Below are 20,698 nucleotides of genomic sequence, written 5' to 3' on the forward strand. Positions count from 1 at the left end.
GTGATGGTTCGGGGGCCTGCGTGAAACCATCAGACTCTAGCTTTTATGATCCGGTTCGCCCAGTTACAACTTCTATACAGATGACAAGGCCAGCGACGAGATTCAAGCTGCAAGCCGCAAGCTTTTGCTCGTAGCTTGAAGCTCGCAACTTGCAACTGCTTTTGGGTGTGGTCGTTTGCCGCACTTTCGCCTCTCAAGCCCGCGCCTTGGTTATACTCCGTGCGATCCGCCTGGAGCGCTCATCAGGAGAGCTCATGCTCGCCCCCGTACAACTGACTTCCGCCACTCGCCAGAATCTCTGGCGGCTGACTTTCATCCGCACCCTGGTGCTCGCCGCGCAGGCCGGCTCCGTGGGCCTCGCTTACTGGCTGGATCTGTTGCCGTTGCCGTGGGTGCAACTGGTGATGACCCTCGGCTGTTCGATTCTGCTCTGTGTGTTCACCGCCGTACGCCTGCGCACTTCGTGGCCGGTGACCGAACTCGAGTACGCGCTGCAACTGGCCTGCGATCTGGTTATCCACAGTGCCTTGCTGTATTTCTCCGGTGGTTCGACCAACCCGTTCGTTTCGTATTATCTGGTGCCGCTGACCATCGCTGCGGTGACGCTGCCATGGCGTTATTCGGTGGTGCTGTCCGGTATTGCGCTGGCCTTGTACACATTGATGCTGACGCACTTCTATCCGCTGGAAACCCTGCCGGTGGCCCGGGAGAACTTGCAGATCTACGGCATGTGGCTGAGCTTCGCGCTGGCGGCGGCAGTGATTACGTTCTTCGCCGCGCGCATGGCTGAAGAGCTGCGCCGGCAGGAAGAGTTACGGGCGATCCGCCGTGAAGAAGGCCTGCGCGATCAGCAATTGCTGGCCGTCGCGACTCAGGCCGCCGGTGCCGCCCATGAACTGGGCACCCCGCTGGCAACCATGAGCGTGCTGCTCAACGAAATGCAGCAGGATCATCATGACCCGATGCTTCAGGAAGATCTGAAGGTGCTGAAGGATCAGGTAAAACTCTGCAAGGAGACTCTGCAACAACTGGTGCGCGCCGCCGAGGCCAATCGCCGGATGGCGGTGGAGATGCAGGACGTCACCGAGTGGCTCGACGAGGCGCTCAACCGCTGGCACCTGATGCGCCCGGAAGCCAGTTATCGCTTCCAGCGTCTGGGCCAGGGCCCGTTGCCGCGTGTGGCGCCGCCGCCGGATCTGACCCAGGCCTTGTTGAATCTGTTGAACAACGCCGCGGACGCTTGCCCGGAAAACCTTCAGGTGACCCTGGACTGGACCGCCGAAGACCTGACCATCAGCATCCGCGATCATGGCGCCGGTGTGCCGCTGGCCATCGCCGAGCAGATCGGCAAACCGTTTTTTACCACCAAGGGCAAAGGTTTCGGCCTGGGCCTGTTTTTGAGCAAGGCCAGCGTGACACGCGCCGGCGGCTCAGTGAAACTCTATAGTCATGAGGAAGGCGGCACGCTCACCGAGCTGCGCCTGCCCCACGGCGCACGAGGAGAGCAACATGAGTGACGAAATCCAAGTCGAAGGCGAAGAACTGCCGCATTTGCTGCTGGTCGATGACGACGCGACCTTCACCCGAGTGATGGCCCGTGCCATGGCCCGCCGCGGTTTCCGCGTCAGCACCGCCGGTTCTGCCGAAGAAGGCCTGACCATCGCTCAGGCCGATCTGCCGGACTACGCCGCGCTGGACCTGAAAATGGACGGCGACTCCGGTCTGGTCTTGCTGCCGAAGCTGCTGGAGCTGGACCCGGAAATGCGCGTAGTAATCCTCACCGGTTATTCGAGCATCGCCACGGCGGTTGAAGCGATCAAGCGCGGCGCCTGCAATTACCTGTGCAAACCGGCGGATGCCGACGACGTGCTGGCAGCGCTGCTTTCCGAGCATGCCGACCTCGACAGCCTGGTGCCGGAAAACCCGATGTCGGTGGATCGCCTGCAGTGGGAGCACATCCAGCGCGTGCTGACCGAGCACGAAGGCAACATTTCCGCCACTGCCCGCGCCCTGGGCATGCACCGCCGCACCTTGCAGCGCAAACTGCAGAAGCGTCCGGTTCGTCGCTGAACCTGCGCTGAACGACCATCGCCAGCCCTCGCGATAAAACGCACCGATCATCTATGATCGGTGCGTGTCTGTTCTTTTCTTTATCGAGCCTTTTCCATGAATCAGAACGCTGAATATTCCGCGGTCAACGATACTGTGCGCGGGCAGTTTTTTCGCAAGGTGTGGGCCATGACCACGCCTTACTGGCGCAGCGAAGAGAAGGGCAAGGCCTGGACGTTGCTGATCGCCGTGATTGCGCTGACGTTGTTCAGCGTGGCGATCTCGGTGTGGATCAACAGTTGGTACAAGGATTTCTATAACGCCCTGCAGAAGAAGGATGAGGCGGCGTTCTGGCAGTTGATCCTGTATTTCTGCGGCATCGCGGCCGTGGCGATTCTTGGCGCGGTGTATCGCCTGTACCTGACGCAGATGCTGACCATCCGTTGGCGGGCATGGCTCACCGAGAACCATTTCAAACGCTGGCTCGGGCACAAGAACTATTACCAGCTGGAGCAGGGCGGTTACACCGACAACCCTGACCAGCGGATTTCCGAAGACCTCAATACCTTCACCACCAACACCTTGAATCTCGCGTTGGGCCTGATCCGCACGGTGGTCAGCCTGGTGTCGTTTTCGATCATTCTGTGGGGCGTCTCCGGCAGCATCGAAGTGTTTGGTATCGAGATTCCCGGCTACATGTTCTGGTGTGCGCTGCTGTACGCAGCGGTCGGCAGTTGGCTGACGCACCTGATCGGTCGACGCCTGATCGGCCTGAACAATCAACAACAACGCTTCGAAGCTGACCTGCGTTTCTCCATGGTCCGCGTACGTGAGAACGCCGAGAGCATTGCGCTGTACAACGGTGAGCCGAACGAGAATCGCCGTCTGAGCAATCGCTTCGGTCTGGTCTGGCACAACTTCTGGGACATCATGCGGGTGTCCAAGCGCCTGACGTTCTTCACCTCGGGTTACGGCCAGATCGCAATCATCTTCCCGTTCATCGTCGCGGCCCCGCGTTACCTGACCGGCAAGATCGAACTGGGTGAGCTGATGCAGATCAACTCGGCATTCGGCAACGTGCAGGAGAACTTCAGCTGGTTCATCAATGCCTATGCGGACCTCGCCGCGTGGCGCGCCACCTGTGATCGTCTGCTGAGCTTCCGCCAGGCCATGACCGACAACGAAGAACGTGCGCCAGCCATCGACGTGCAGAATCAGGGTGATGAGCTGAAGGTTCATAACCTCGGCCTCGATCTGGCCGACGGTCGTCATCTACTGACCAGCGCCGACATGACCGTGGAGCAGGGCGATCGGGTGATGCTCAGCGGTCGTTCCGGCAGCGGTAAATCCACGCTGCTGCGGGCGATGGGCCATTTGTGGCCGGCCGGGCACGGCAGTATTCGATTGCCGGCTTCGCGTTATCTGTTCCTGCCACAGAAACCGTATCTGCCGATCGGCACCCTGCGCGACGCCTTGAGTTATCCACAACCGGGCGACACCTATGCGCCCGAGCGTTATGCACAAGTGCTGGAAACCTGCCGTTTGCCGCATCTGGTGGCTCGACTGGACGAGGCCAATCACTGGCAGCGCATGCTCTCGCCGGGTGAACAGCAACGTCTGGCCTTCGCCCGCGCGCTGCTCTATGCACCGCAATGGCTGTACATGGACGAAGCGACATCGGCGATGGATGAGGAAGACGAAGCCACGCTGTATCAGGCGCTGATCGACCAGTTGCCGGGCCTGAGCATCGTCAGCGTCGGCCATCGCAGCAGCCTCAAGCGCTTCCATCCACGGCATGTGCGGATCGACAGTGGTCACCTGGTTGAGCAGAACGTGACCGCCTGATATGTCCACACAAACCCTGTGAGGGCTGGCTTGCCGCCTCCCACAGGGTTTGTGTGGAAACGGAAAGTGATCGTACAACCCGCTTGAGCTATGATGCCCACAAGCCGAATTTTCGAGACAAGATGCAGACCATGGAAAACCTGATCGACACCCCGCGACTCCCTCGCAAGCGCCGCAGCCTGGCTCAGGAACTGGTGACGGTGCTGACCGAGCAGATCCGCGACGGTCTGCTCAAGCGCGGCGACAAGTTGCCGACCGAGTCGGCGATCATGGAGGCCCATGGCGTCAGCCGCACCGTGGTGCGCGAGGCGATTTCCCGTTTGCAGGCGGCGGGGCAGGTGGAAACCCGTCATGGCATCGGCACCTTCGTGCTCGACACCCCGAGCCCGAGCGGTTTCCGGATCGACCCGGCCACCGTGGTCACCCTGCGTGACGTGTTGGCCATTCTCGAATTGCGTATCAGCCTCGAAGTCGAATCCGCCGGCCTTGCCGCGCAGCGCCGCAGCACCGAGCAACTTGCTGCGATGCGCGCGGCCCTTGATGCGCTGAATGACAGCGTGGCCCACGCCAGCGATGCAGTGGCGTCGGACTTCCAGTTCCATCTGCAAATCGCGCTGTCCACCGGCAACCGCTATTTCACCGACATCATGACCCACCTGGGCACCAGCATCATTCCGCGCACGCGGCTGAATTCGGCGCGCCTGGCCCATGACGATCAGCAGCACTACATGAGTCGCCTGAGTCGCGAGCACGAGGAAATCTACGACGCCATCGCCCGTCAGGATTCCGATGCCGCCCGTGCGGCCATGCGCCTCCATTTGACCAACAGCCGGGAAAGACTGCGCCAGGCTCATGAAGAGGCACAGGCGCAGGGGTGATTGTTGCTTATCGTTCGAGTTGAACTGTCAGCAATGGGGATGACGAAGCATTACCGTTGTTTATGGTGACGGTGTAATGCAGTTCGGCCCTCGCACCGGGAACAAGTTTTTTCTCAAAGACATCTTTGGGGATGGCGAAGATCACTGACTTTCCCACCTCGGCTGCGGTCAGGGTATGTCTTGCTTCCCATTTGTTACCGGTCGAGGTCTCTACTTTCATGGTAATCACGTCGCCAGCGACGGCCTGCTGGTAAGGCGGTACATCACCGTGAGCGTCTCCTTTGAGTTTGCTAAGGAAGAGCACACCGTTCTCGGCTTCCTTGAGAATAGGTGCCACCAAGGTTTTGACTTGTGCAGTCATGATCAAACTCCTTTTCACATCCATTTGAACCGTTGTAAGAACGCAAACCATGGTGTTGCGTAGATGGAGCCGGTTCGTTAACTCCCAAGTCAGTAAGCCCGAACCTGCCAAGCGTTCGCACCTGTCAGAAATGACAGTTGCGATGAACGGTAGTAGTGAGCTCGGTCTTGGAAGGACTCGAAAGAGCAGGATCAGGACTCGATGTACAGTTTCAGCGGCTCCGAACAAGGCTCGAGACCGGCCTCATCAGCGAACTTGTAGCGCAGTTCAACGGTGCTGTTCAGGTACTTTTCCAGCTCGAATCTCGGGATGCTCAGTTCGATCCCGGTCAGGCCGACCATGTCATCCAGTGTGTCATCCCAGACGCCGGTCGGCTCCGCCAAACCCTGCCATTCAGGCTCCTCCGGATCATCACCGAGGATCGGGTACACATCCCAGTTCGGCGGTGTGTTCTGCCCATCGGGCACACGAACGATCAAGTCATCATCCAGAGTTGATAACCGCAGAATGATCGAGTCGCTGGCGTGGTCGGGGAATTGCGGAAGGTGTGCAGCGGCAAACGTCATGTTTCGCTCTCCTTGAAAGATCTGCCGCGATCCTTCGCGGCAGTCGTCGCACTTTACCCGGCGAGTCGGTGAGGCGCGCCGGGGCAATCTTGTCCGGGCATTTCAGCTCTGGGGCAGAGTCGAACGATCCACCCTGACTGCGAGTTTGCCGGGGCCGGGCCGGACGTCGAACGTCGCCTGGCCATGAGCATCCACCGACGCCCGGGCGATGGCCACGCCATCGCGCAGCAATTGCAGCGGCGCACCTTCCATCGATTGGCCCGAGGCCAGTTCCAGTTTCAATTTGATGGTCATCGAATCGCTCCTTAATTCGTGTTGCCCGTTGGGTGATAGTCCTTGAGCAGCAGGTAAGTGCTCCAGCCCCACCAGTCGTCGACGGTGGCGGTGTCGTTGAGGTTGTTGACGTCCTTGCGCCGCAGGACTTTGTTGCCCTCGACGCGGAACAGTGGCGAGAAGTTGTTGGCCGGGTCCAGCACGGCCGTCAGATCCGGCAACCGTTGCAGCGCGTTGAAGGTGGTCGGCACGTTGCCGCTTGAATACGCGGCGTACACCTCGTCCGCCGAATCCTGTACCGCCCGATTCACCTGATTGCGGTTGTCAGCGTCCGTGGCGTCGAAGTAGCGCTTGTCACCGAATGCCCGCCATTGCTCGCCATGTCCGTTGCGTACCTTGAGGCCGAACTTGCTGTCTTCGTCGTGCATGAAACGTGTGATGAGCGAGCCCAGATCGCTCGGTGTCACCGCTGCGGCCATGGCTTTGCGCGGCACTCGCAAATGCCCGGAAGAGAACAGATCGGTGAGGTAGTGGTCGGCGAATGCGTTCATCGCGTAGGCCCGTTCCAGTTGCAGTTCGTCCTGACTGGCGTGGGCGGCAGCGGCGGTTTGCAGGGCGGCGGTGTGCCCGGCGATGTAGGCCTGGCGAGCCCATTCGCCGAAGTGGTCGGCGTTGTTCGCTGCCAGTTTCAGATAGCGACCGAGCGGGAACAGGGCCGAGACTAAACTGCCGCCGCCGGTGATTTTGTTCCACTCTTCCGACAACGTATCTCCCAACGCGTCGTAGGCCTCATGAGGTTGCTTGCCATCCTTGATGGCCTGTTTAACCGCGTCGATCTCCTTTTGCATGATTGCGAGAATTTGCGTCGCCTCGATCTTCGAGGCCGACAGCGTGGCGAGAGTGTCGAAGGCCGCCGTGAAGCGCTGAAGGCGATCAGCCGAAGTCGACCCTTCATTGATCGGACGGTCGACGATTCCATAGAAATCACCGCCCAGCGCCAGCACCTGGCCGTAGGTCAGCGCCAATCCGTTCGGCAGATGCAGCGGCACATTTTGCGCGAGCACCGGCTCGGCATTTTCAATAAAGCGCAGCCGGGTGTTATCGCCTATAGCCTTGTGTTCCGCACCTTCGAAGCGCAGTTGCGGCTTGCCTTTCAAGGCTTGAGCGGGCAGGGCGATCGCGGGTTCGACATCGCTGTGCGAGTCGGCGATGTGCAACAGCAAGTGCGGGTTCTCGGCATTGAAGGCGATGCCGCCGGGGGTAAACAAGTCATCAAAACGGGCGATGACCGGTGCAGGCTTTTCGGGGCATTTTGTTTGTAGACCGGACATTTCTTTCTCCTTGATATGTCGTCGGCAGGTTGTATTTGACTGTACGTATATACAGTTAAAATCAGCCTAGTCGAGAAATTTCCTACGTCAAAAAAATCTTGTCCGACAAAAAATGCCCTGCAACGATGAAATGCAGTTGACGGTTATATTTTAAGTTGTACGATGACCTACAACTTCGGCGAAGGCTGAACGGTCCACTCACAAAAAAACGTTGCTACCAGGGTGTTCGAATAATGAATCCACAAGAACTGAAGTCCATCCTCTCCGCCGGCCTGCTCTCGTTCCCGGTGACCGATTTCAATGCTCAGGGCGATTTCAACCGCGCTGGCTACATCAAACGCCTGGAATGGCTGGCCCCGTACGGTGCTTCAGCCCTGTTCGCCGCCGGTGGCACCGGTGAATTCTTCTCCCTGGCCGCCAGCGAATACTCGGAAATCATCAAGACTGCCGTCGACACCTGCGCCAGCAGCGTGCCGATCCTCGCCGGTGTCGGTGGTTCGACCCGTCAGGCCATCGAATACGCTCAGGAAGCCGAGCGTCTGGGCGCCAAAGGTCTGTTGCTGCTGCCGCACTACCTGACCGAAGCCAGCCAGGACGGCGTCGCCGCCCACGTTGAAGCGGTGTGCAAATCGGTCAACATCGGCGTGGTGGTCTACAACCGCAACGTCTGCCGCCTGACCGCGCCGCTGCTGGAACGCCTGGCCGAGCGCTGCCCGAACCTGATCGGTTACAAGGACGGTCTGGGCGATATCGAACTGATGGTGTCGATCCGTCGTCGCCTCGGCGATCGCTTCAGCTACCTCGGTGGTCTGCCGACCGCCGAAGTCTACGCCGCGGCCTACAAGGCCCTGGGCGTGCCGGTCTACTCGTCGGCGGTGTTCAACTTCATCCCGAAAACCGCGATGGACTTCTACCACGCGATTGCCCGCGAAGATCACGCCACTGTCGGCAAGATCATCGACGACTTCTTCCTGCCGTACCTGGACATCCGCAACCGCAAGGCCGGTTACGCCGTGAGCATCGTCAAGGCAGGCGCCAAGATCGCCGGCTATGACGCAGGCCCGGTGCGGGCGCCGCTGACCGACCTGACCCGCGAAGAGTACGAAATGCTCGCCGCGCTGATCGACAAGCAAGGTGCGCAGTAACACAACTCTATAAACAAGGCCGCTGAGCGATCAGCGGCCTTTTGCGTCAGGAGAATGATTCGTGACCAAGCGCTATGACAACTACATCAACGGTGAATGGGTCGCCGGCAACGATTACTCGGCGAACATCAATCCGTCCGAGCTGAGCGACACCATCGGCGATTACGCCAAGGCTGACCTGGCTCAGGTCAACGCCGCCATCGACGCCGCGCGCGCCGCGTTCCCGGCGTGGTCGACTTCGGGCATTCAGGCCCGTCACGATTCGCTGGACAAAGTCGGTACTGAAATCCTCGCCCGCCGCGAAGAGCTCGGCACCCTGCTGGCCCGGGAAGAGGGCAAGACCCTGCCCGAAGCCATCGGCGAAGTGACCCGCGCCGGCAACATCTTCAAGTTCTTCGCTGGCGAGTGCCTGCGCCTGTCCGGCGACTACGTGCCGTCGGTGCGCCCGGGCGTCAACGTTGAAGTCACCCGCGAAGCCCTCGGCGTGGTCGGCCTGATCACCCCGTGGAACTTCCCGATTGCCATCCCGTCGTGGAAAATCGCCCCGGCCCTGGCCTATGGCAACTGCGTGGTGTTGAAACCGGCGGATCTGGTGCCGGGTTGCGCCTGGGCCCTGGCCGAGATCATCTCCCGCGCAGGCTTCCCGGCCGGCGTGTTCAACCTGGTGATGGGCAGCGGCCGCGTGGTTGGCGAAGCGTTGGTCAACAGCCCGAAAGTCGACGGCATCAGCTTCACCGGCTCCGTCAGTGTGGGCCGTCAGATCGCCGTCAACTGCGTGTCGCGTCAAGCCAAGGTTCAGTTGGAGATGGGCGGCAAGAACCCGCAGATCATTCTCGACGACGCCGACCTCAAGCAGGCGGTCGAGTTGTCGGTGCAGAGCGCGTTCTACTCCACCGGCCAGCGTTGCACGGCTTCGAGCCGACTGATCGTCACTGCCGGGATTCATGACAAGTTCGTCGAAGCCATGGCCGAGCGCATGAAGTCGATCAAGGTCGGCCACGCGCTGAAGGCCGGCACCGATATCGGTCCGGTGGTTTCGCAAGCGCAGCTTGAACAGGACATGAAGTACATCGACATCGGTCAGTCCGAAGGTGCGCGTCTGGTCAGCGGCGGTGCTCTGGTGACCTGCGACACCGAGGGTTACTTCCTTGCGCCGACCCTGTTTGCCGACAGCGAAGCGTCGATGCGCATCAGCCGCGAAGAGATCTTCGGCCCGGTGGCCAACATCGTTCGCGTGGCCGATTACGAGGCTGCACTGGCCATGGCCAACGACACCGAATTCGGTCTGTCGGCGGGTATCGCCACCACGTCGCTGAAGTACGCCAACCATTTCAAGCGTCATTCCCAGGCCGGGATGGTGATGGTCAACCTGCCGACCGCCGGTGTCGATTATCACGTTCCGTTCGGTGGCCGTAAGGGTTCATCCTATGGCTCACGTGAGCAAGGCCGCTATGCGCAAGAGTTCTACACGGTCGTGAAGACCAGCTACATCGGTTCGTAAATCGCTGCACCCGCGCCGGGCCTTCGCCTGAGGCCCTGCGCGGCACAAGACCAAAGAATGTTTTACCCGCATAAAAATAATCAGTGGGAGTACATCTACATGCAATCGTCCAAGCCGACTCACGTCCGCTATTTGATCCTGCTCATGCTGTTTCTGGTGACCACGATCAACTACGCCGACCGCGCCACCATCGCGATCGCCGGTTCCAGTTTGCAAAAAGACCTCGGCATCGACGCGGTCACCCTCGGCTACATCTTCTCTGCTTTCGGTTGGGCCTACGTGGCCGGGCAAATTCCCGGCGGCTGGCTGCTCGATCGCTTCGGCTCGAAAAAAGTCTATGCCCTGAGCATTTTCACCTGGTCGCTGTTCACCGTGCTGCAAGGCTTCGTCGGTGAGTTCGGCATGTCCACGGCCATCGTCGCGCTGTTCATGCTGCGCTTCCTGGTGGGTCTGGCCGAGGCGCCATCGTTCCCCGGCAACGCACGCATTGTGGCGGCCTGGTTCCCGACTGCCGAACGCGGCACCGCTTCGGCGATCTTCAACTCGGCGCAATACTTTGCCACCGTGTTGTTCGCGCCGCTGATGGGCTGGATCGTGTTCTCCTTTGGCTGGGAGCACGTGTTCATCGTCATGGGCCTGCTCGGCATCGTGTTCTCGCTGGTCTGGCTCAAGGTTATCCACAGCCCGCGCCAACACCCGATGGCCAACGAAGCGGAAGTGAAGTTCATCGCCGACAACGGCGGCATGGTCGACATGGACCAGAAACAAGGCAAAAAGGCAGACGGTCCGAAGTGGGATTACATCCGCCAGTTGCTGACCAATCGCATGATGCTCGGCGTTTATTTGGGCCAGTACTGCATCAACGGCATCACCTATTTCTTCCTGACCTGGTTCCCGGTGTACCTGGTGCAGGAACGCGGCATGACCATCCTCAAGGCCGGTTTCATTGCCTCGTTGCCGGCGATCTGCGGCTTTATCGGCGGCGTCCTCGGCGGGGTGATTTCCGATTACCTGCTGCGCAAGGGCCATTCGCTGACCTTTGCCCGCAAGGCGCCGATCATTGCCGGTCTGCTGGTTTCGAGCAGCATCGTGGCGTGCAACTATGTCGACGTTGAATGGATGGTGGTCGGCTTCATGGCCCTGGCATTCTTCGGCAAAGGCGTGGGCGCGCTGGGCTGGGCGGTGGTGTCCGACACCTCGCCGAAACAGATCGCCGGTCTGAGCGGTGGCCTGTTCAACACCTTCGGCAACATCGCCTCGATCACCACTCCGATCGTCATCGGTTACATCATCAGTTCCACCGGCTCGTTCAAATGGGCGCTGGTGTTCGTCGGTGCCAACGCACTCGTGGCGGTGTTCAGCTACCTGGTGATCGTCGGCCCGATCAAACGTGTGGTCCTTAAAGAGCCGCCAACCCAGGGCGGTTCCGAAGCCACCGGCAAATTGTCTCAAGCGCATTCCTGAGGAGCGGCGTCATGCAGTTGATTGAACATTCCGACTCGCCGCGCTACATCCGCCTGCACGAGCGGGACAACGTAGTGGTAGTGGTCAACGACCAGGGCGTGCCGGCCGGCACCGCATTTGCCGATGGCCTGGTGACGGTGGATTTCGTGCCGCAGAGTCACAAGGTCAGCCTCGTGGATATCCCCGAGGGCGGCACGGTGATTCGCTACGGCCAGATCATTGGCTACGCGTTGCAGCCGATTCCCCGTGGCAGTTGGGTCAAGGAAGATCAACTGCGCATGCCGACCGCGCCACCGCTGGACAGCCTGCCGCTGTCCACCGAAGTGCCGGACGCCCAGGCGCCCCTGGAAGGCTTCACGTTCGAGGGATATCGCAACGCCGACGGTACCGTCGGCACGCGCAACATCCTCGGGATCACCACCACCGTGCAATGCGTCACCGGGGTGCTGGATCACGCGGTAAAACGCATCAAGGACGAACTGTTGCCCAAGTACCCGCACGTTGATGACGTGGTGGCGCTGACCCACAGTTATGGTTGCGGCGTGGCCATCACGGCCACCGACGCCTACATCCCGATCCGCACCGTGCGCAATCTGGCGCGCAACCCGAATCTCGGTGGCGAAGCGCTGGTGATCAGCCTGGGATGCGAGAAATTGCAGGCCGGGCAGGTGATGCACGAGGACGACGCTTCTGTAGATCTGAGCGAGCCATGGTTGTATCGCTTGCAGGACTCCAGTCACGGTTTCACCGAGATGATCGAGCAGATCATGGAACTGGCCGAAGTCCGCTTGAAGAAACTCGACCAGCGCCGCCGGGAAACCGTGCCGGCGTCCGAGCTGATCCTCGGCATGCAGTGCGGCGGCAGCGATGCGTTTTCCGGCATCACCGCCAACCCGGCGCTCGGTTATGCCTCGGACTTACTGCTGCGGGCGGGGGCGACGGTGATGTTTTCCGAAGTCACCGAAGTGCGCGATGCGATCTACCTGCTGACCTCACGGGCGCAGAGCAAAACCGTTGCCGAGGAACTGGTGCGCGAGATGGACTGGTACGACCGCTATCTGGCCAAGGGTGAAGCGGATCGCAGCGCCAACACCACCCCGGGCAACAAGAAGGGCGGGTTGTCGAACATCGTCGAAAAGTCGCTGGGCTCGATCGTGAAGTCCGGCAGCAGCGCGATCAGCGGTGTGCTCGGCCCTGGGGAGCGCTTCAAGCAGAAGGGCCTGATTTTCTGTGCGACGCCGGCGAGCGATTTTGTCTGCGGCACCTTGCAACTGGCGGCGGGGATGAATCTGCATGTGTTCACTACCGGGCGTGGCACGCCTTATGGTCTGGCCATGGCGCCGGTGGTGAAGGTTTCGACCCGTACGGAGCTGGCGCAGCGTTGGCCGGATCTGATCGATATCGATGCCGGGCGGATTGCTACCGGACGCGCGTCCATCGAGGAGTTGGGCTGGGAGTTGTTCCACTACTACCTGGATGTGGCGAGCGGCAAGCAGCAGACGTGGGCGGAGAAGCACAAGCTGCATAACGACATTACGTTGTTCAATCCGGCGCCGATTACTTGATCTGCTTGAGGGGTGTGGATCGTTCCCACGCTCCGCGTGGGAATGCAGCCCGGGACGCTCCGCGTCCCAACAGCGTGACGCGGAGCGTCACAGGAGACGTTACCACGCAGAGCGTGGGAACGATCAGGGTGAAAGTGGCTTATCATTAGCCCCCTAACGACGCTCACCTCCAAGGCTCCCCGGCATGCTGGCTATCTTCCTCGAAACCCTGAACATCACCGCGCCGGTGTTTGCCATGCTGTTTCTCGGTGTGCTGCTCAAGCGCATCGACTGGATCAACGACAACTTTATCCACACCGCTTCGTCGCTGGTGTTCAACGTCACCATGCCGGCGCTGCTGTTTCTCGGCATCCTGCACGCCGACCTGCACGCCGCGCTGCAACCGGCGCTGCTGATCTATTTCGCCCTCGCCACGCTGGTCAGTTTTGCCGTGGCCTGGGGCTGGGCGATTTTCCGTTGTCCGCGTGAAGATCGTGGCATCTACACCCAAGGCGCGTTTCGCGGCAACAACGGGGTGATCGGCCTGGCGCTGGCGGCGAGCATGTATGGCGACTACGGAATTTCCCTCGGAGCGATTCTCGCGGCGCTGGTGATCCTGTTCTACAACACCCTGTCGACCATCGTGCTGGCGGTCTACAGCCCGGTGATCAAGTCGGACCCGTGGAGCATCTGCAAAAGCGTGGTCAGCAATCCGTTGATCATCAGCGTGATCGCGGCGGCGCCGTTCGCTTATTTCAAGATCGGTCTGCCGGGCTGGCTGGAAACCTCCGGCCAGTACCTGGCGCAGACCACGCTGCCGCTGGCGCTGATCTGCATTGGCGGCACGCTGTCGCTGGCGGCGCTGCGCAAGAGCGGCAACATGGCGCTCAGTTCGAGTCTGGTGAAGATGGTCGGCCTGCCGGTGATCGCCACGCTGGGTGCATGGCTGTGGGGCTTTCGCGGGGCGGAACTGGGGATTCTGTTTCTGTACTTCGGCAGCCCGACCGCCGCCGCCAGTTTTGTCATGGCCCGTGCGGCCCAGGGCAATCATGAACTGGCGGCGGCGATCATCGTGCTCACCACGCTGATGGCGGCGATCACCACCAACATCGGGATTTTCTTTTTGCAGTGGGGCGGGTGGATCTGAGGCCGGCGATTACTCAGGCTTCTGGTAACTGTCGATCACTTCCTGCGCCGCGCGGAACGCATCGATCGCCGCCGGCACGCCGGCATAAACCGCGCAATGCAACAGCGCTTCGCGGATCTCTTCAACGGTGCAGCCGTTGTTCAACGCGCCGCGCACGTGACCTTTCAACTCTTGCGGGCACTTCAGCGCGGTCAGCGCGGCGAGGGTGATCAGGCTGCGGGTTTTCAGCGGCAGACCTTCGCGATTCCACACGCCGCCCCAGGCGTGTTCGTTGACGAAGTCCTGCAAGGGTTGAGTGAACTCGGTGGCGTTTCCCAGCGCGCGATCGACAAACGCGTCGCCCATTACCTGGCGGCGGACTTCAACCCCGGATTTCTTCGATTCGGTCATGGCACATCCCTCTTGTGGTGTTGGCGGCGCCAGGCGCGCACGGACGTGAAAAACAGAAACGCCAGCAGCGTCGGCAGCACATAAAACAGCATCAATCGCTCGAGCTTGCCGGCCAGTGGCATGCCGGTGGTGAACGACACCACGTGCAGCCCGTACGCCAGGTACAAGCCGAGCAGCAGCAGACCTTCGGCGCGGGTCACGCGGTAGCCGGAATAGAACACCGGCAGGCATAGCAACGCGACGCCGAGCATTACCGGCAGGTCGAAATCCAGCGCATTGGGCGAGACCGACAGCGGTGTCGGCGCGATCAAAGCGGTGAGGCCCAGCACCCCAAGCAGGTTGAACAGGTTGGCACCAATCACGTTGCCCACGGCGATGTCCCGCTGACCGCGCAGCGCGGCGATCAGCGAGGTGGCGAGTTCCGGCAGCGAAGTGCCGACCGCGACCACGGTCAGACCAATCACCCGTTCGGAGAATCCCAGGTCAGTGGCGACGACCACGGCCGCCCCCAGCAGCAAGTGTCCGGCGAACACCAGCATGCCCAGGCCGCCGACAATCATCAGCAGGCTGGTGAACCACGGGGCTTGCGGATCGTGGGGTTGATCGGAATGCGGGCGGGTCGAATGCCGCGACTGGCGCAGCAACAATCCGAGGTAAAGCGCCAGGGCACCGAGCAACAGAATGCCGTCGAAGCGCCCGAGTTCTTCATTCCACGCCAGCACGAATACCAGCAGGCTGGCGCCGATCATCAACGGGATGTCGAGGCGTACCAGTTGCCGCGACACCCGTAGCGGAATGATCAGCGCTGACAGGCCGAGGGTGACAAGAATGTTGAAAATGCTGCTGCCGATCACGCTGCTGACCGCGATGTCCGGCGTGTGCGCCTGCACGGCTTGCAGGCTGACCGCCATTTGCGGGGCGCTGCTGCCGAGGGCGACGATGGTCAGGCCGATAATCAGTGGTCGTACATGCAGGCGCGCGGCCAGGCGCACGGCGGCGCGCACCATCAGCTCGGCGCCGGCGATCAGCAGGAACAGCCCGCTGAGCAATTCGATCACGCTGATCAGCGGCAAGTCGGTCAGTCCGAAAATGGTGGACGCTCCATCAGTCGTCGAGGGCCTGCACCCGAACCCGGGCGGTTCCACTGCGCAGCATACCGAGCTGTTCGGCCGCCGCACGTGAAACATCGATCAGGCGGCCACGGGTGTGCGGGCCACGGTCGTTGATGCGGACCACGACGGATTCATCGTTTTTCAGGTTGGTGACCTTCACCCGAGTGCCGAACGGCAACTGGCGGTGGGCGGCGGTCAGGGAATTCTGGTTGAACGCTTCGCCGCTGGCGGTACGTTTACCGTGGTGTTTGGCTCCGTAATAGGAGGCGACGCCGGTCTGGTCGTAACCGTGCGGGTCGATGGTGTCGGTGCTGGCGCAACCGGCCAGCAAAGAGAGCAGGGCGCAGGCGCCGAGCAGACGTTTCATTCATAAGCTCCCAAGTGATCGTTCCCACGCTCCGGCGTGGGAATGCACCCCGTGACGCTCTGCGTCACACCGCAATGGACGCGGAGCGTCCGAGGCGGCATTCCCACGCAGAGCGTGGGAACGATCCTCAGGCGCGGGGCCATCGTCAGCCTTCGAGCTTGCTTTTCAGCAGTTCGTTCACTTGCTGCGGGTTGGCCTTGCCCTTGGAGGCTTTCATGGCCTGACCGACGAAGAAGCCGAACATCTTGCCGCGCTTGGCTTCGTCTGCCGCGCGGTATTGTTCGACCTGCTCGGCGTTGGCCGCGAGCATTTCGTCCAGCACCGCCGAGATCGCGCCAGTGTCGGTAACCTGCTTCAGGCCGCGCTTTTCGATGATCTCGTCTGCGCTGCCTTCGCCGTTGGCCATCGCTTCGAACACCACCTTGGCGATCTTGCCGGAGATGGTGTTGTCCTTGATGCGCTGCAGCATGCCGCCCAGTTGCTCGGCGGAAACCGGCGAATCCTCGATGTCCAGGTTCTGCTTGTTGAGCAGGCTGCCCAACTCGACCATCACCCAGTTCGCCGCCAGTTTGGCGTCGCCGCCGATGCTCGCGACTTTCTCGAAGTAGTCCGCCTGCTCACGGCTGGTGGCCAACACGTTGGCGTCGTAGGCCGACAGACCGAAGGCACTCTGGAAGCGCTCGCGTTTCTGCGGTGGCAGCTCCGGCAGAGTGGCGCGCACGTCGTTGAGGAACGAGTCCTCGATGACCACCGGCAGCAGGTCCGGATCGGGGAAGTAACGGTAGTCGTTGGCTTCCTCTTTGCTGCGCATCGGACGGGTTTCGTCCTTGTTCGGATCGTACAGACGGGTCTGCTGGATCACTTTGCCGCCGTCTTCGATCAGGTCGATCTGACGCTGGATCTCGGAGTTGATCGCTTTCTCGATGAAGCGGAACGAGTTGACGTTCTTGATCTCGCAGCGGGTGCCGAACTCGACCTGGCCTTTCGGACGTACCGACACGTTGCAGTCGCAACGCAGCGAGCCCTCGGCCATGTTGCCGTCGCAGATGCCCAGGTAACGCACCAGCGCGTGGATCGCCTTGACGTAGGCCACCGCTTCCTTGGCGCTGCGCATGTCCGGCTCGGACACGATTTCCAGCAGCGGCGTGCCCGCACGGTTCAGGTCGATGCCGGTGGCACCGCTGAATTCTTCGTGCAGGCTCTTGCCGGCGTCTTCTTCCAGGTGCGCACGGGTGATACCGACGCGTTTGACCGTGCCGTCTTCCAGGGCGATGTCCAGGTGGCCCTTGCCGACGATCGGCAACTCCATCTGGCTGATCTGGTAGCCCTTCGGCAGATCCGGGTAGAAGTAGTTTTTACGGGCGAACACGTTGTGCTGGCCGATCTCGGCGTCAATCGCCAGACCGAACATCACCGCCATGCGCACCGCTTCCTGGTTGAGCACCGGCAGCACGCCGGGCATGCCCAGGTCGATCAGGCTGGCCTGGGTGTTCGGCTCGGAACCGAACTGGGTGGAACTACCGGAAAAGATTTTCGACCGGGTGGTGAGCTGGGTGTGAATCTCCAGCCCGATCACGACTTCCCATTGCATGTGTGTCTCCTCAGAAGCCGGTTGGGGTGCGAGTGTGCCAGTCAGTGTTCAACTGATACTGGTGCGCAACGTTGAGCAAGCGGCCTTCCTGGAAATACGGAGCGAGCAGTTGCACGCCGACCGGCAGACCGTCGACGAAACCGGCCGGCATCGACAGGCCCGGCAGGCCCGCGAGGTTGGCGGTGATGGTGTAGACGTCTTCCAGGTAGGCAGCGACCGGGTCGCTGTTCTTGGCACCGAGTTTCCAGGCCGGGTTTGGCGTGGTCGGGCCGAGGATGATGTCGACTTCATTAAAGGCAGTCATGAAGTCGTTCTTCACCAGGCGACGGATCTTCTGCGCTTTCAGGTAGTAGGCGTCGTAGTAACCGGCGGACAGCGCGTAGGCACCGACCATGATCCGGCGCTGCACTTCAGGCCCGAAACCTTCGCCACGGGAGCGCTTGTACAGGTCTTCCAGGTTCTTCGGGTCTGCGCAGCGGTGGCCGAAGCGCACGCCGTCGAAACGCGACAGGTTGGAGGAGGCTTCTGCCGGGGCGATCACGTAGTACGCAGGGATCGCGTGCTGCATGTTCGGCAGGCTGATTTCCTTGATCACGGCACCGAGCTTCTGCAGCTCTTTGATGCTGTTCTGGATCAGGTCGGCGATGCGCGGGTCGAGACCTGCACCGAAGTACTCCTTCGGCACACCGATGCGCAGGCCTTGCAGCGAACCATTCAGGCCAGCGGCGTAGTCCGGCACTGGCTCATCGATGCTGGTGGAGTCGTTCGGATCGAACCCGGCCATACCTTGCAACAAAATCGCGCAGTCTTCGGCAGTGCGCGCCAGAGGGCCGCCCTGATCGAGGCTGGAGGCGTAAGCGATCATGCCCCAGCGCGAAACACGACCATAGGTCGGTTTCAGGCCGGTGAGGTTGGTGAATGCAGCTGGCTGACGGATCGAACCGCCGGTGTCGGTGGCCGTTGCGGCAGGCAACAGACGAGCGGCAACCGCGGCAGCCGAACCGCCGGACGAACCGCCCGGCACGTGTTCCAGGTTCCACGGGTTTTTCACCGCGCCGTACCAGCTCGACTCGTTGGCCGAACCCATGGCGAATTCGTCCATGTTGGTCTTGCCCAGGGTCACGGTGCCGGCGGCGGCCAGCTTCGACACCACGGTGGCGTCGTACGGGGCCTTGAAGTTGTCGAGCATCTTCGAGCCGCAGCTGGTGCGGATGCCCTGGGTGCAGAACAGGTCTTTATGGGCGATCGGCGCGCCGAGCAGGGTGCCGCTCTCACCATTGGCCCGGCGCACGTCGGCGGCTTTCGCCTGCTCGAGGGCCAGCTCTTCGGTGAGGCTGATGAAACTGTTGAGCTGCGGGTCGAGCTGGGTAATGCGTGCCAGCAGGACTTTGGTCAGCTCTTCGGAGGAAAACTTTTTATCGGCGAGACCGCGGGCGATCTCGGCCAGAGTCAATTGATGCATTGCAGGCTCTTTCCCTTTAGTCGATGACTTTCGGAACCAGGTACAGGCCGTTTTCGACCGCTGGTGCGATGGACTGATAAGCCTCGCGGTTATTGCTTTCGGTCACGACGTCGGCGCGCAGGCGCTGACTGGCTTCCAGCGGGTGGGCCAGCGGCTCGATACCGTCGGTATTGACCGCCTGCATTTCGTCAACCAGCCCGAGAATGCTGTTGAGGGCCGAAGTGATGTGTGGAAGATCGGCGTCATTCAGGCCAAGGCTGGCCAGATGAGCGATTTTTTCCACGTCGGAGCGTTCTAGCGCCATCGGGTTTCTCCAGTGGAAAACAGGACGGACGGCGTCCGTGTGTTAGATTGTCGGAACACTACCGCACTTCTACGGTCATAAGGCCGCGATTGTGGGGCTTGGTGCACAGAAAAGCGGCCAATTTAACATATTGGCGCCTTGCCCAAAATCCCTGTCGTTGTTAGAGTTTGCCGCACTTTTTTACCCACGCGTTGCCTAGGGTCCCTTTCCCATGTTCAAGAAACTGCGTGGCATGTTTTCCAGCGATCTTTCCATTGACCTGGGCACTGCCAACACCCTTATTTACGTGCGCGAGCGCGGTATCGTCCTGAATGAGCCATCGGTTGTGGCCATTCGGACACACGGTAACCAGAAAAGTGTCGTCGCTGTCGGCACCGAGGCCAAGCGCATGCTCGGCCGTACGCCGGGCAACATTGCTGCCATTCGTCCGATGAAGGACGGCGTGATCGCCGACTTCAGCGTCTGCGAAAAGATGCTGCAATACTTTATCAACAAGGTTCACGAAAACAGCTTTCTGCAGCCCAGCCCTCGTGTGCTGATCTGCGTTCCATGCAAGTCCACCCAGGTTGAGCGTCGTGCCATCCGTGAATCGGCCCTTGGTGCCGGTGCCCGTGAAGTGTTCCTGATCGAAGAGCCGATGGCCGCTGCGATCGGTGCCGGCCTGCCGGTTGAAGAAGCTCGCGGCTCGATGGTCGTGGATATCGGTGGTGGTACCACCGAAATCGCGCTGATCTCCCTGAACGGTGTGGTCTATGCCGAATCCGTACGCGTTGGCGGCGATCGCTTCGACGAAGCGATCATCACCTACGTGCGCCGCAACTACGGCAGCCTGATCGGCGAATCCACCGCCGAGCGCATCAAGCAGGAAATCGGCACGGCCTATCCGGGCGGTGAAGTTCGCGAAGTCGACGTTCGCGGTCGCAACCTGGCCGAAGGCGTTCCACGCGCATTCACCCTGAACTCCAACGAAGTGCTGGAAGCTCTGCAAGAGTCCCTGGCAACCATCGTTCAGGCCGTGAAAAGCGCCCTGGAGCAATCGCCGCCGGAACTGGCTTCCGACATCGCCGAGCGTGGCCTGGTGCTGACCGGTGGTGGCGCGCTGCTGCGTGACCTCGACAAGCTGCTGGCCCAGGAAACCGGTCTGCCGGTGATCGTTGCCGAAGATCCGTTGACCTGCGTCGCTCGCGGTGGTGGCCGTGCACTGGAAATGATGGACAAGCACACCATGGACCTGCTCTCCAGCGAATAAGTCGCCGGGTGCAATACGTGGGTGAGCGCGCAGGCAGCACTTTGCAGTGCTGCCTGTTGGCGTTTATCTTCTGTCAGTCTTCATCCAGGCCGGTTTGATGCCGTATGAATAAACAGAAC

Annotated in this window: 20 protein-coding genes; 10 read left to right on the top strand and 10 right to left on the bottom strand. The window is 61.0% G+C overall.

The window, feature by feature from the left end; genetic code table 11:
* Nucleotides 1-254: 254 nt before the first annotated feature.
* From ACEN93_RS21080 to ACEN93_RS21095, 4 genes are all read left to right on the top strand, one after another.
* Nucleotides 255-1,517: an ATP-binding protein gene (locus ACEN93_RS21080; RefSeq protein WP_011332442.1), complete on the top strand. Its 1,263-nt coding sequence runs from the start codon at nt 255-257 to the stop codon at nt 1,515-1,517.
* Nucleotides 1,510-2,070 carry a response regulator transcription factor gene (locus tag ACEN93_RS21085; RefSeq protein ID WP_003221630.1) on the top strand — a complete coding sequence of 187 codons (561 nt, stop codon included), beginning with the start codon at nt 1,510-1,512 and terminating at the stop codon, nt 2,068-2,070. The genes ACEN93_RS21080 and ACEN93_RS21085 overlap by 8 nt, the downstream gene beginning before the upstream one ends.
* 96 nt (nt 2,071-2,166) lie before the next feature.
* On the top strand, nt 2,167-3,894 hold the full coding sequence (locus ACEN93_RS21090) for an ABC transporter ATP-binding protein/permease (protein WP_210711019.1): 1,728 nt from the start codon (nt 2,167-2,169) through the stop codon (nt 3,892-3,894).
* 131 nt (nt 3,895-4,025) lie between these two features.
* Nucleotides 4,026-4,772, top strand: coding sequence for a FadR/GntR family transcriptional regulator (locus ACEN93_RS21095; RefSeq protein WP_176240928.1), 747 nt, complete (start codon nt 4,026-4,028; stop codon nt 4,770-4,772).
* A gap of 7 nt (nt 4,773-4,779) precedes the next feature.
* On the opposite strand, the gene ACEN93_RS21100 is transcribed toward ACEN93_RS21095, so the two are convergent.
* The 4 genes from ACEN93_RS21100 to ACEN93_RS21115 all read right to left on the bottom strand — a co-directional run bounded on the left by ACEN93_RS21100 (nt 4,780) and on the right by ACEN93_RS21115 (nt 7,303).
* Complete coding sequence (locus tag ACEN93_RS21100; protein WP_039769246.1) at nt 4,780-5,133, bottom strand: hypothetical protein; 354 nt, start codon at nt 5,131-5,133, stop codon at nt 4,780-4,782.
* 191 nt (nt 5,134-5,324) lie between these two features.
* Nucleotides 5,325-5,699, bottom strand: a complete 375-nt coding sequence (locus ACEN93_RS21105) for a hypothetical protein (protein ID WP_039769248.1) — start codon at nt 5,697-5,699, stop codon at nt 5,325-5,327.
* 102 nt (nt 5,700-5,801) lie between these two features.
* Nucleotides 5,802-5,993, bottom strand: coding sequence for a hypothetical protein (locus tag ACEN93_RS21110; protein ID WP_039769250.1), 192 nt, complete (start codon nt 5,991-5,993; stop codon nt 5,802-5,804).
* Nucleotides 5,994-6,004: 11 nt separating this feature from the next.
* Nucleotides 6,005-7,303, bottom strand: coding sequence for a phospholipase (locus tag ACEN93_RS21115; protein WP_495610467.1), 1,299 nt, complete (start codon nt 7,301-7,303; stop codon nt 6,005-6,007).
* 233 nt (nt 7,304-7,536) lie between these two features.
* Here ACEN93_RS21115 and kdgD point away from each other — a divergent pair, with 233 nt between their 5' ends.
* The 5 genes from kdgD to ACEN93_RS21140 all read left to right on the top strand — a co-directional run bounded on the left by kdgD (nt 7,537) and on the right by ACEN93_RS21140 (nt 14,104).
* On the top strand, nt 7,537-8,448 hold the full coding sequence (kdgD, locus tag ACEN93_RS21120) for a 5-dehydro-4-deoxyglucarate dehydratase (RefSeq protein ID WP_007953624.1): 912 nt from the start codon (nt 7,537-7,539) through the stop codon (nt 8,446-8,448).
* Between the two features lie 61 nt (nt 8,449-8,509).
* A complete protein-coding gene (locus ACEN93_RS21125; protein ID WP_495610468.1) occupies nt 8,510-9,949 on the top strand; it encodes an aldehyde dehydrogenase family protein in 1,440 nt (479 codons plus the stop codon).
* A gap of 99 nt (nt 9,950-10,048) precedes the next feature.
* A complete protein-coding gene (locus ACEN93_RS21130; RefSeq protein WP_039769701.1) occupies nt 10,049-11,413 on the top strand; it encodes an MFS transporter in 1,365 nt (454 codons plus the stop codon).
* 11 nt (nt 11,414-11,424) lie between these two features.
* Nucleotides 11,425-12,978 (top strand): galactarate dehydratase, encoded by a 1,554-nt coding sequence (garD, locus tag ACEN93_RS21135; protein WP_085711803.1) that lies wholly within the window; start codon nt 11,425-11,427, stop codon nt 12,976-12,978.
* A gap of 184 nt (nt 12,979-13,162) precedes the next feature.
* A complete protein-coding gene (locus tag ACEN93_RS21140; protein WP_007953620.1) occupies nt 13,163-14,104 on the top strand; it encodes an AEC family transporter in 942 nt (313 codons plus the stop codon).
* Between the two features lie 9 nt (nt 14,105-14,113).
* Here ACEN93_RS21140 and ACEN93_RS21145 read toward each other — a convergent pair whose 3' ends face one another.
* The 6 genes from ACEN93_RS21145 to gatC form a co-directional block, all read right to left on the bottom strand.
* Complete coding sequence (locus tag ACEN93_RS21145; protein WP_039769260.1) at nt 14,114-14,494, bottom strand: carboxymuconolactone decarboxylase family protein; 381 nt, start codon at nt 14,492-14,494, stop codon at nt 14,114-14,116.
* On the bottom strand, nt 14,491-15,552 hold the full coding sequence (locus ACEN93_RS21150) for a calcium/sodium antiporter (protein WP_039769703.1): 1,062 nt from the start codon (nt 15,550-15,552) through the stop codon (nt 14,491-14,493). Before ACEN93_RS21150 ends, ACEN93_RS21145 begins: the two co-directional genes overlap by 4 nt.
* A 46-nt stretch (nt 15,553-15,598) precedes the next feature.
* Entirely contained in the window at nt 15,599-15,973 is a 375-nt protein-coding gene (locus tag ACEN93_RS21155; RefSeq protein WP_039769262.1) for a septal ring lytic transglycosylase RlpA family protein, read from the bottom strand.
* A 145-nt stretch (nt 15,974-16,118) separates the two neighbouring features.
* The gene (gatB, locus tag ACEN93_RS21160; RefSeq protein WP_039769265.1) at nt 16,119-17,564 is read right to left on the bottom strand and encodes an Asp-tRNA(Asn)/Glu-tRNA(Gln) amidotransferase subunit GatB; all 1,446 of its coding nucleotides are present in this window, start codon (nt 17,562-17,564) and stop codon (nt 16,119-16,121) included.
* A 10-nt stretch (nt 17,565-17,574) separates the two neighbouring features.
* The gene (gene gatA, locus ACEN93_RS21165; RefSeq protein ID WP_163974033.1) at nt 17,575-19,026 is read right to left on the bottom strand and encodes an Asp-tRNA(Asn)/Glu-tRNA(Gln) amidotransferase subunit GatA; all 1,452 of its coding nucleotides are present in this window, start codon (nt 19,024-19,026) and stop codon (nt 17,575-17,577) included.
* Between the two features lie 16 nt (nt 19,027-19,042).
* Nucleotides 19,043-19,330 carry an Asp-tRNA(Asn)/Glu-tRNA(Gln) amidotransferase subunit GatC gene (gene gatC / locus ACEN93_RS21170; protein WP_007953612.1) on the bottom strand — a complete coding sequence of 96 codons (288 nt, stop codon included), beginning with the start codon at nt 19,328-19,330 and terminating at the stop codon, nt 19,043-19,045.
* A 211-nt stretch (nt 19,331-19,541) separates the two neighbouring features.
* Here gatC and mreB point away from each other — a divergent pair, with 211 nt between their 5' ends.
* Complete coding sequence (gene mreB, locus ACEN93_RS21175) at nt 19,542-20,579, top strand: rod shape-determining protein MreB (RefSeq protein ID WP_002555108.1); 1,038 nt, start codon at nt 19,542-19,544, stop codon at nt 20,577-20,579.
* Nucleotides 20,580-20,698: the final 119 nt, after the last annotated feature.

The organism is Pseudomonas sp. Pseusp21, from assembly GCF_059492145.1.